This is a genomic window from Maribacter spongiicola, assembly GCF_004364165.1.
Taxonomy (GTDB): domain Bacteria; phylum Bacteroidota; class Bacteroidia; order Flavobacteriales; family Flavobacteriaceae; genus Maribacter; species Maribacter spongiicola.
This window is the reverse complement of sequence record NZ_SOAY01000006.1, coordinates 1-13,994: the sequence shown is the minus strand read 5'-3', so window position 1 is coordinate 13,994 and position 13,994 is coordinate 1. Positions and strand designations below refer to the sequence as shown.

Below are 13,994 nucleotides of genomic sequence, written 5' to 3'. Positions count from 1 at the left end.
ACTCGGGCATCAATATCACCTACCAGTTCATCTTCACTGATTAAACCATCATTATTTGTGTCTTCCGTAATTTCTACCGTTGGCGCACTTGGATCCGTAAGATCAAGTAGTGCCGTATCTGTATTACTATTTGGACCAACGTTACCAGCAACATCTGTTAAATTTGCAGTTACAGTAATCGTATTACCATCACCAGGGTTGGCGATTACAACATCTATAAATCCGTTAGTTACATCTGCTGCAGTCAAGACCACATCTTGTGAGTTACCATTACCATCGGTAACTGTTACGGTATCTCCTTCAAATGTCGGTCCAACTAAAGTTACTCGGGCATCAATATCACCTACCAGTTCATCTTCACTGATCAAACCATCATTATTTGTGTCTTCCGAAATTTCTACCGTTGGCGCACTTGGATCTGTAAGGTCAAGAACTGCAGTATCCGTATTACTATTTGGACCTACATTACCCGCAACATCTGTAATATTTGCGGTGATAACAATCGTACCTGTATCTCCAGGATTAGTAATTATTACATCAATAAATCCGTTCGTGATATCAGTTGCAGTCAAGACCACATCTTGTGAATTACCATTACCATCTGTTATGGTTACCGTATCACCTTCAAATGTCGGTCCAACTAAAGTTACTCGCGCATCAATATCACCAACCAGTTCATCTTCACTGATCAAACCATCATTATTTGTGTCTTCCGAAATTTCTACCGTTGGCGCACTTGGATCTGTAAGGTCAAGAACTGCAGTATCCGTATTACTATTTGGACCTACATTACCCGCAACATCAGTTACATTAGCAGTTACATTAATAGTACCGCCATCTCCCGGGTTAGGAATTACAACAAGAATAAATCCGTTAATAGCTTCAGCTGCCGTAAGTATAACATCTTGTGAGCCTCCATTGCCATCTGTTATGGTTATGGTGTCACCTGCCGCTATGTTACTAGGAAATGACACGACTGCATCAATAACGCCAACCAGTTCATCTGCGTTAATCAACTCATCATCATTACTATCATCGACAATAATTACCGTTGGTGCACCTGGATCTGTAAGATCTAGCACTGCAGTATCTGTAGCACTGTCAGGACCAACATTACCGGCAACATCTGTAATATTAGCAGTTACCACAATGGTACCCATATCACCAGGATTAGCTATTACAACATCTACATATCCATCAGATATATTTGTTGCTGTCAAGACTACATCTTGAGAATTGCCATTACCATCGGTAACCGTTACTAGATCTCCTGCAAAAATTGCTCCAACTAAAGTTACGCGCGCATCAATATCACCGACCAACTCATCTTCATTTATTAAACCATCATTATCGGTATCTTCTGAAATTACAATGATTGGTGCAACAGGAGCTGTAGTATCAATAGTAGCACTATCAGTAGCACTATCAGGACCAACATTACCAGCAACATCAGTAAGGTTAGCAGTTAATACAATAGTACCGTTTTCACCAGGATTGATAATTACTACATCTATAGTACCCGTTGCAATATCTGATGCCGTAAGTATTATATCTTGTGAATTTCCATTACCATCGGTTACCGTAACCGTATCACCAGCAGCTGCACCAGCAGGTAGTGTTACCTCTGCATCTAAATCACCTACTAATTCATCTCCATTAATTAATTCATCATTATTAACATCTTCTGTAATTTGAATTGTTGGCGCTAATGGATCCGTAATATCAAGTGCCGCAGTATCTGTAGCACTGTCAGGACCAACGTTGCCTGCAACATCTGTAAGATTCGCAGTTACCACAATTGTACCTGTATCACCAGGATTTGCGATAACTACATCAACAAATCCGTTTATAATATCAGTTGCGGTCAATATCACATCTTGTGGGTTGCCATTGCCATCGGTAACGGTCAAGGTATCGCCAGCAACTGCATCTGCAGGTAGCGTTACACGAGCGTCAATATCACCAACAAGTTCATCTTCATTCATTAATCCGTCATTATTTATATCTTCAGTAATAACTACTGTTGGTGCTAATGGAGCAGTTGTATCAAGTACTGCAGTATCTGTAGCACTGTCTGCACTTGTATTACCAGCAACATCTGTAATATTCGCTGTTACTACTATAGTACCATTTTCACCAGGATTGGCGATGATAACGGTTATATCTCCATTACTAATATTAGTTGCCGTAAGCACTACGTCTTGTGAGTTTCCATTACCATCGGTAATAGTTACCGTATCACCTGCAACAGCATCGGCAGGTAGCGTTATTACTGCATTAATAGGTCCAGTAAGTTCAGAATCACTAATTAAACCATCATTATTGGTGTCTTCAGTAATTATAACTGTTGGAGCCAAAGTAGCCGTAGTATCTATAGTCAACTCTAAGGTTGTAATATCTACCGTACTATTACCTGCTGCATCTGTACTAGTTACCGCAACTTCATTTACATCATTTTCGTTAGGGGAAAAAGTGCCACTATCTGGAGTAACTGTTTCAGTATCTAAAATCCAGTCACCAGAAGCATCTGCAGTAATTGTAAATACCGCACCACCCACTTCTACAGTTACCGTAGAATTCGCTTCAGCAGTACCCGTAATTACAGGCGTTGTATCATTTGTAATTTGACTTACTACTGTAGGGATCACAGGATTCGTAGTATCAATCGTCAACTCTAGAGTTGTTACATCAACCGTGCTATTGCCCGCTGCATCTGTACTTGTTACCGCCACTTCGTTTGTACCATTTACATTAGGTGTAAATGATCCACTATCTGGAGTAGCTGTTTCCGTATCAATTGTCCAGTTGCCAAAAGCATCTGAAATTGTTGTATATGTTGCACCACCTACAACTACGGATACCGTAGAATTTATTTCTGCAGTACCATTAAGCACAGGAGTAGTATCATTTGTAATTTGACTCTCAACTGTAGGCACAGTAGGCGGAGTAACATCTACTGTAAGTAATGCATTATCTGAAGTTAAAGGAGTACATACAAAGCTAGTCTCTGTAATTATCACTCTATATTCAAAACCGTTTTCTGTTACCGTTACACCTGCCAATGTAAGTGTTTCAGTACTACTACCTGAATAAATATCAGTTACATTAGTATCATCTATATCAACGAAACCACCACCCAATTGGTCATCTACTTGCCATTGATACAGTAAATCTGTACCTGTAGCAGTTACCGTAAATGTCTCTGGAGCACTTCCATTTGTTAATACATCTCGCGGTTGTTCGGCTGCTGTTGCTATAGTTGGAACAACACCTGGTTGTTGAAAATCGAATGCCGTATTAGTAGCACTATCTTCATTGTTCGGAGTAGTGTACCCGTCAACAACGGTAGTACCGGTTACTATACCGTTTGCATCTACAACTGTAGCTCCATCACCCAAGATTCCGTCTCCGTTAAGATCTGTAAATCCTGCTTCGATAACATCGTTACATGCATCTCCATCAGCATCCAATTCAAGAAAATCGGCTATGCCATCAGGCGTAGTTTCAGAATCTGATAGCGTATAATTTATAGCACCACTATTTTGCTGACCACCAGCCTGTACAGAATTCGGAATACCATCAGTACCTACTGCACCATTTAAAACGCCTGCTGTAAACGGTTGTCCGCTTCCAGATTCTACAACGTCATAAATTCCATCATTATCGGCATCTAAATCAAAGTGATTAGGGACGCCATCAGTATCAGTGTCAAAAATATCTACAATACCATCACCATTAGCATCAACACCTAAATCGGTATCACGATAATTTAAAATGCCGTCAGAATCAGCATCGGCACTTGGATCAGTTCCTGATGTTTCATCAGTATCTAAAATACCATCGTTATCATCATCTAAATCAATAGAATCAGCAATGCCGTCTAAATCATTATCATCAATACCTACTTCACGATAATCAACTTCTGGAGTTGTAGTTTTCGAAATATTAGGTAAATCTGAAGCACCACTATTCTGATCATCATTTGAATCAAATGGTAAACCTGTTGTATCTTCATCATCATAACCGTCTAATAGACCATCACCGTCAATATCTGAATTATTTGGAGCTAAAGTAAAACCAGCTTCACGCCTATCGGTTAAACCATCGCCATCTGAATCTAAATCTAAATAATCAGGGATACCATCAGCATCTGTATCTACAACAGTCAAGCCTTGGTTACCTATACCTTCATATTCATCTCCTAGACCATCACCGTCACCATCACCGGTTCTTGCAAGATATGATGCCGTAAGTTGGGCTTCCACATTATCTGGAATACCATCATTATCTGAATCTATATCTAAATGATCTTCAATACCATCATTGTCACTATCTATTCCTTGATAAATTGTATACTTTGGTGATGAACCAGGACCAGATGTATTATTGGCTGATGTTGTATTGGTAGGTGTAAATAACCCATTAATATCACATGTTTGGAACAAAATAGAACCCAGATAATCTCTCGTAGCGAAACCTGTCTGTAACTCACCTGTAAATGTTAAATTGAGGTTTGTAGTTTCATAATAGTTAAAATATACCGCTAATTTTGGTCCAAAATCAACACCAGTGTATGTTTGTGCTGGTCCTTGAAAAGTAGCTGTACCTGTCGCAGGATTTTCTGATACCGTAAGAAATGAATTACTATCTACAGCATACAGACCAGGCCTTTGAAGTGTAACACTTTCCCTTGTATTTGCACCATCAATATCATAAATAACACCACCAAAACGAATAAGGTTCACTTGAAAATCAGTACCAGTTGCTACTAAGCGAATATTAAAAGAAATACTTCCTGTAGCTCCCGCCACACCACCTACATCAAAAGTAGGTTGCCAAGCTTCATTACTACCTGTAGCATTATTATCAATTGAAGTTAAGGTTGCATTATCAATTGCTGTTATTTGAACAATAGCATCTAATACACCTAAAGATGATGTTACTACCGTTGAAAATCTATATTCTGCATTTAATGTACCTGCGCCAGAACCTGTAGCGGTTATATACGTACCGCCAATAAATGAACCAGCAGGTATACCACAAGCATCGCCTTTCGTATCTGTAGGTTGAAAACCTAACGATTCTACGTAATCTAAAATACCATCATTGTCATTATCGATATCAATAAGATTATCGACCCCATCACCATCTGTATCAATTGGATCTAAGTGCACATTTGCATCTCTAAAATCTACTTGACTTGTAAAAGGATCTTGAGTATTTAAGAAAAGTTTTACATCTTGATTATTATTTGTAGCTCCGCTCGGATCTGCTATACCATTTGGCGCCGATATACTTAAATCAAAAGCATCATCTAACCCATCGTTATCAGCATCTGTACCTGAAGGAGTTACATCTGCAGCCAAATCGTCATTATAGTCATATACCTCAATGGTATCATTTAAACCATCATTATCAGAATCTGTATCTCTATAATCAGGTTTATCTGTACCATCAGTATTTGTTGGTTCATTAATAGACTCTCCAGAACCTGCAGGTGCAACTTCATAATTATCAGCTAAACCATTACCATCAGAATCTGCAGATGGTCTTAAATAACCAGATGTAGATTGCCATTCTATATTATCAATGATTCCGTCAGCATCACTATCTAAATCTAAATAGTCTGGGCGACCATCTAAATCTGTATCTTCTGGTGAAGTCGTTAAACTTCCACCGTTATCAACATCAAAAGCATCATCGATACCATCATTGTCAGAATCGTTACCTGTTAACTGAACTAAAGCAGCGTCTGTTTGCCCTTCCACTAAATCTCTAATACCATCATTATCAGAATCGATATCTAAATAATCTGGACCAGCTGTACCGTCAGAATTTACAGGAACAGTTGATACACCTGCACCATCTACACCACTATCTTCTAAAATATCTGGAATACCATTGGTACCCACTACACTTTCAGAACTATCTATATATCCATTTCCATTGGTATCAAGACCTCCATTGCCTGTTTCAACAAGATCCGGAATACCATCGTTATCACTATCCAAGTCTAAACTATCTGGAACGCCATCACCATCAAAATCGCCAGTACCCTCAACTGCATCAGGAATACCATCATTATCGTCATCGTCATCACAGGCATCTGGTAAGGCATCACCATCAGCATTTATAGCATCATCAAATCCTTCACAAGCATCTAATGAATTTTGCACACCGTCACCATCACAATCACTTGTTGGTAAAGGAGTACCACCTATAGATTCACAATCATTTAAAGGGTCTGTATTATCTATATCTTCTTGACCGTCATCAATACCGTCACCATCAGAATCTGGATTATATGGATCTGTACCATTTGTAACTTCAGTTCCATTTATTATTGAATCACCATCACAGTCTGCCGCTGCCCAAATTGGGTTTGTAGCATCGTAACCTGTATACCCGGCCGCTTGTGCCGGACTACAAGGATCTAATGGAGCAATATCTGTATCATCTGGCACACCATCGCCATCAGTATCTGTACTATATGGATCAGTACCATTGGTAACTTCTGTAACATTGATTACTCCGTCACTATCACAATCTGCTGCTGCCCAAATAGCATTACTAGCATCGTAACCTGTGTAACCAGGAGCTTGAACCGGATCACAAGGATCTAGTGGGTCATTGTCCACATCATCTTGAATTCCGTCACCATCTGTATCTGTATTATAAGGATCAGTACCAAACGTATCTTCTGTACCATTCGTAACATTATCACCATCGCAATCTGCCGCTGCCCAAATAGCATTGGTAGCAACATAACCTGTATACCCTGCAGCTTGTACTGGATCACAAGGGTCTAACGCATCGGTATCTGTGTTGTCTGGAACACCATCGCCATCGGTATCTGAACTATATGGATCCGTACCGTTGGTCACTTCTGTACTATTGATTACTCCGTCACCATCACAATCTGCCGCTGCCCAAATAGCATTGGTAGCATCATAACCTGTATATCCTGCCGCTTGTACTGGATCACAAGGATCTAACGCATCGCTATCAGTATTGTCTGGCACACCATCGCCATCTGTATCTGTATTGTATGGATCAGAACCGTTTGTTGCTTCTGTACCATTTAGTACACCATCACCATCACAATCTGCCGCTGCCCAAATGGCATTGGTAGCATCATAACCGGTGTAACCTGCTGCTTGTACTGGATCACAAGGATCTAGCGGGTCAGCATCTGTATTATCGGGAACGCCATCGCCATCGGTATCTGAACTATATGGATCTGTACCGTTCGTATCTTCTGTACCGTTTAAAACTCCGTCACTATCACAATCTGCCGCTGCCCAAATAGCATTGGTAGCAACATAACCTGTATACCCTGCAGCTTGTACTGGATCACAAGGGTCTAACGCATCGGTATCTGTGTTGTCTGGAACACCATCACCATCGGTATCTATATTATAAGGGTCGGTACCATTGGTATCTTCTGTGCCATTGTTAACTCCGTCACCATCACAATCTGCCGCTGCCCAAATGGCATTGGTAGCATCATAACCTGTATATCCTGCCGCTTGTACTGGATCACAAGGATTTAACGCATCTGTATCTATATTATCTGGAATACCATCGCCATCTGTATCTGTACTATAGGGATCAGTGCCGTTGGTAGCTTCTGTACCATTTAAAATTCCGTCACCATCACAATCTGCCGCTGCCCAAATAGCATTGCTGGCATCATAACCGGTGTACCCCGAAGCTTGAACTGGATCACAAGGATCTAGTGCATCGGAATCTGTATTATCTGGAACTCCATCACCATCTGTATCTGTATCAAAAGGATCTGTACCATTGGTAACTTCCGTACCATTATCTATAGTATCACCATCACAATCTTCGGCTGACCAAACGACATAATTTTCATCGCCGGGAGCACGAACCGTAGCTACGGTAACTTCACAAGAATCTGAAGGATCTGTACTATTGGCTATTTCGAATCCGTTTGTTTCACCATCTCCATCACAATCCAAATCATTCCAGCTTGCTTCTGCATTCGTTACAACTTGATTTGTACTATATATACAAGGATCTAAAGGGTCTGTATCTGTTGCATCTGGATCACCATCACCGTCGTTATCTAAATCACAAATACCAACTAATCCGTCACCATCCAAATCTAAATTTTCAGTAGTAACTGCGCTTACAACACCTGTATTATAAGTAGCAGTAGCCACCAAACCGTTAGCTACTATTTTTCCTGAACCATCGCTAACTGTTGCGGTATCGGCATCATTATATTCTGAACCATCTCCATTATCTGCAGTACTATCTTCGTACGCCTCATTCGCATCTGAACATCCATCGCCATCACTATCTACATTAAGAAAATCTGGAGTACCGGCTGTTGTTTCTGTCGGAACAGTTCCTGTACCTGCTGTACTAGGAATACCTGCTGTACTTACGGCACCATCTGCAATACCATTGGCATCTGCATCTGTACCCCCTGATTCTACAACATCATAAATTCCATCATTATCACTATCTAAATCAAGGGTGTTTGGTACTCCATCATTATCATTATCACAATCTAAAACCGATCTAAAGGCAAAACCTTCATTTACATGATTTGTACTAGAATTTATAGTACCATCTGCGTAATACCCAATATCCATAGGAAAAGTTATTCCTGTACTGGTATCGATCAATAAAGACCATCGAGAATCTGGTACCGCTCTAGAAAGTCCGGCAGCATTAGGTGCCACTTGAAAAGGAGTACCTGAAGTGATAACCGCTCCATTGCCCAAATCTGTCTCACCTAATGGATCAGATAGTACAGCCGTACCACCACCTGGCCAAGTTATCGTAACTGTTTTATCAGCATTTTGAATTCCACCTACTGCGCTATTAGGCTCATAAGAAGAAACACGAATCGCATTTTGTACTGCATTTACAGGCTCTTGTAAGGTAAGCGTGAATTCTACCGTTGGATCTGTACCTTGATTCCATCTTACTTGTAAACCATTATCGGCGGCACCAGTTTTATCTAAAATATTATATTCAGTAGATGTAATAGTAAACTGTTGACTTACTCCATTTCCATTATTATATTCACCCGTTAATGATAGCGAATCATCTCCCGTTAAAATAGTGCCTTTGGCAGGAGTACATTCTAATGCATTTGCTATACCATCATTATCAACATCATCGTCACATAAATCAAAAACACCATCATTATCATAATCAACCGTTCCACATATATTTAAACTAAAAGATGTATTGTTTGATGCTGCATTACCACCTACATCAGTAACATTTACGGTCACGGCAAATGTGCCATCTTTGAAACCTGACATATCAACAGCGGTAGCAGTCCAAATTCCTCCACTAACTATTGCCGTTGTATTAATAGTATTAGTACCGTCTGTAATTGATACCGTTACAGTTTGACCATCTTCCACATCTGTTGTAGTCCCTGAAATTGTAACATCTGCCGCCTCAACAACATTTACATTATTATCACCTTCTATTGGAGTGGTAATGTCGATGGTAGGAAGTTGATTGACCGACAATATTGCCTGTGCCTCATTTGGACATGCATTGCCTGTATGCGACACTAAAACTTTATAAATATTACCATCTTCAGTTAAAGTAAGGCTATTTATAGTAAGGGTAGCATTCATTTCTCCCGCAAGATTACTAAATGTAGAACCAGCGTCAGTACTTACTTGCCATTGATACGTTAATCCCACATCGGCATTTGTGTCGTAGTTTGGAGTTCCACTAGTATAGCTTGAAGCCGATAGTGCAGATGCATTTACTGTAAAAGTTACATCATTACCTATTACTTTTGTTTGGTCTGCAGGCGCAACATCAATAGTTGTTTCTACAGCATTAGTAATTCCAGAAGTTGAACCCGTGTAGGCTGTTGAAAATCCGGTTACTTGCCCATTATTGTCAATACCAGTTCCATCAACAATTCCATCATTATCAACATCAATATGACCTGCCTCAACAGTATCATTACAACCGTCGCCGTCACTATCTAAATCTATTCTATTGGGTATACCATCATTGTCGATATCATCATCACAGGTAGATATAAATTGAAAATTGAAAGCAAAACCACCAATATACCCTAAATTAGTATATCTAATTTCGACCTCATCACCTGGGTTTATTGATTGTGACTCTGCCACGTTAGGCGTAGTATCAGCGCCACAACAATATCCTTTAAACGATACTCTAGTTCCGTTTATAAACACTTCTAGAATATCATCGGAGTCAAAGCCCGGACCGCCATAGTTTAGTAACCCGGATAAACTAAATTTTCTTTTGAAAATTGTTTGATAAAAAGGCTGAAAAGCTACATCATTTGAATGGGTTCCTACATAGGTTGATGGAACTAAATTAGAACTTGTATTTGTGTCAAAAGGACCAGTTCCTGAATAAGATCTAGATTCTGTAAAATTATACGAATCAATACCTAAATATGCCTCTCCTTTGAAAACGGGAGTTCCAACACCTCCGTTAAGTTGACTATCTTGGTTACTAGTACCATATGTAGAACCGGCAATGGCAAAATGACCATCAAAATATTCTGCATCCCAATATCCCACACCAAAATTACCATCTTGTATACCGTCTGCTATAGCGTTTGCCGCTGCACCATCATTACATTCGTTGACATCTAAAATTCCATCATTATCATCATCTTGATCTGCTAAATCTGGAATACCATCTTGATCTGTATCTTCAGATACAAATACAATTACGGTAGCCAATTTACAGTTTATAGAATTAGCCGTCTCGCATATTTGATAAACAAGTTCGTACATTCCATTCGCCGTACCTGCAGAAACACTAACCTCACCAGTGACCGTATTTAAGGTTATACCAGGGTCGCTAGTACTAACTAGGGTTAAATTTACACTCGATACCGTTGGTGTAGATGATATTAAAATATCGTTAGTCAAAACATTTGACACGGCCGTACCACCAGAAAAACCAGATATTGCAGCTGAAAAATCGTTATTTGCTTCTAAGAAATTTTTAGAGCCGTTAAGTGTAATAATTAAATTAGCGGTATCAGAATTAGTACCGTCTGACAATCTATATAAAAATGATTCTGTTAAGGTTTCTCCAATTAGTAAATTTTCAACGTCTGGATTACTTAAATCTGGCGTATAGGTATAACTACCATCGGGATTTATTACAAGTGTACCATATGCGCCCACAAAAGTAGAGCCTGCGGTTACCGGATTACCATCTATTTCTATAATAAGAACATTACTCGCGCCACCTTGCCAGTATATATCCGAAACACCTGCAATTTGACCACCTGGATCAGCATCAGTTACATTTGGCCCATAATTGTAGCTTAAAACTAATTGATTAATAGGTTCTTCAAAAAGGATATTGATATTACCCGTTGCATCAGTTTCTACCGCACTACCTAATCCATAAAACGTATTGTTACCAGCATTTACGACACCACCAGTGGTTATAAATTTAAAAGCAGAAGCTGCACCATTTAAAGATCCGTTTATCTTTATCTGATCTTGCCAGCTTGTACCTTGCGAAAAATCGATATCTACTAACAAAAACCCAAGATTAAATACCGGTTCATCAAAATCAATTATTAATTCTGTATCGTTAGATGATGTAATAGAACTATTTATAGAATATAATAAATATCCGAAATGACCACCGTTGGTACCAGTTTGAAATACTACTTGATTTTGATTTGCAACTCCTATGTTAGAAATATCAGTAGAAGTAAAATTAAGCGTTACCCCGCCTACATTGGTTGAAGCTCCGTTTACAGGACCAGACAAACCACCAAAAAATCCTCCAGGTGCATTGAATTCATTTTCCCAAACCAATGTCGACAGCCCTCTATCTACATAATCTACTCCATCATCTCCAACATCTGTTATTATATTTCCTGATATATTTGGTTCTACAGTTACTGTAACGTTGTCATTATTATCTACTGCAGTTGGTGCTTCATCTACACCATTAATTGAGATTGATATAATACCATAATCTGTAATATCAGCATTGTCCTTTACAGTATAAGATATAATATCTACTAAGGTTTCTCCGCTTTTTAAACCAGTAACCGAAGAGCTTGTTTCATCTACATCATATGTATAAGTACCATTAGACTGAATAATAATTGAACCATACAGTGTTTCATATGAGGCACCCACTTTACCAGAGTAGACATCAACTTCAGATACCGACAATGTATTACCAGAGTCATTTGATAATATATTACCAGAAATGGTACCCGTTGCGTTTGCTAAAATAGCGTTAGAATCATCTAATGCCACCGGGGCATTTCTAAAAACTCGTATTATATTTTGTGCACTTGCCGTAGCTAAATTTGTATCTCTAACTTCTATAGTAGCCGTGCGTATGCCTGCCGTTGGCGTATTAGTGGCATTTCTATAATATAATGTTTTTAAGAAAGTCAAAAAAACATCATTCGGAATTGGATTTCCCGATAATTCGGTAATTGTAAAAGTTCCGAAATTTTGAACCAACCTCAATGTAGAACCGTTTACGTTAAAATTAAAGCTACTAGATGCTGTTGTGAAATTGAATTGCACCGGTCCATTAGTAACGTAAAGAAATTCAGTTGTATTTACATTTCCTGTAAAAGCAATAGTTGCACTTAAAATTGTATTTGCATCTGATGATAATGTAGGTACTAAACTTAACGGAGATATATTACCTGTTGTTGGTCTAAATTGAACTTCGTGATTTACACCTGTTGCAATAGAATTTAAATCTAATACTGGATCGGCGAAAAAGCTATTTGTACTTATGATTCTTGGCACAATACTATTTTCAATAGGGGTACCCGCAATTAAAGGGAATAACGCTAAGATTTGTAGTACAAGAAATACTGATATTCTGTAAAATTGATTTAACTTAAAGTTTGATTTTTTCATAGCGGTTACTTTATGAAACTGGGGGTTTTTTTGATTCATCATTTTTTGTGTAAATACCAAAAAATATTACTGGCAGATTTTTTATATCAAATCAAAGAAAGAATTTAAAGAATTTAAAAAGTAATTCTTGAATACCATTTGGACTTTTCTAAAGGTGAGCGGGAAAAAAGTATCGTTGAACGGTAATATTTTTTTACTTTCATCTTCATTTTAATGATAAAATTCTCTTAGCAATCATTTTTATTTAAATTTTAGTTTTGCTATTATCAATAACGCAATACATAAATTCAAGCTAGCCAATAGTTAAAAAGTAGGTTTTAGACTACATTAAATTGATAATTTTTCTTAAAAGTATAGAGAGAACTATATTACTCATCAACATATGTTGCCTGCCAAGACCAATTTGTTGTGAAATGATCATTTTTGTATATGAGAATTTATCTAAAAGATGTATTTCATCGATAACACGTGTATTTTAAACAGATTACATAACTTACAGTTTTGTAAGAATTTCATGTTTTTGTAGTCTTAAATTGCGTCTTATGCTAAATTCTCCTCTAAAAAATCGGATGTACTACACTTTTGTTCTGTAGTACGATTTGTAGACAAAACAAAAAAAGGGAAGGAGCTATGCTCCTTCCCTTTTCAATATATTTTGATATTTGTTATTTACTCCACCACTATAAACTCAGATCTTCTGTTGAGTTGATGGTTCTCTTTGCTACAAGGTACATTGTTGCTACAACCGTTTGTAAGTTCGGTCTCACCATAGCCTTCGTATGAGATCCTGTTGCTCGAAATGCCGGCTGATATTAGGTAATCGGCCGTTGCCTTTGCCCTGTTGGCGGATAAGCGCATATTGTACGCATCGTTCGCCCTTGAATCGGTATGTGAGCGTACCTGTACGTTTACGCTCGGGTATTCGTTCAAATATGCCAATACCTTGTCGATACTGATCCTTGCATCTTCCCTGATGAAGTACTTGTCGAAATCGAAGTAGATCGGTTCTATGTTCAGGTATTTGGCAAGGTCCGTACCTATCGGTGCACCCTTGTCCACTTGTACCAACATTACTTCAAT

Annotated in this window: 2 protein-coding genes; both read right to left on the bottom strand. The window is 38.6% G+C overall.

What is annotated here, in order from left to right; genetic code table 11:
- The coding region (locus CLV90_RS00645) for an Ig-like domain-containing protein (RefSeq protein ID WP_166638513.1) at positions 1-12,914 on the bottom strand (12,914 nt) is incomplete at its 3' end.
- 669 nt (positions 12,915-13,583) lie between these two features.
- Positions 13,584-13,994: OmpA family protein (locus tag CLV90_RS00640; RefSeq protein ID WP_133685603.1), on the bottom strand; the 411-nt coding region annotated here is incomplete at its 5' end.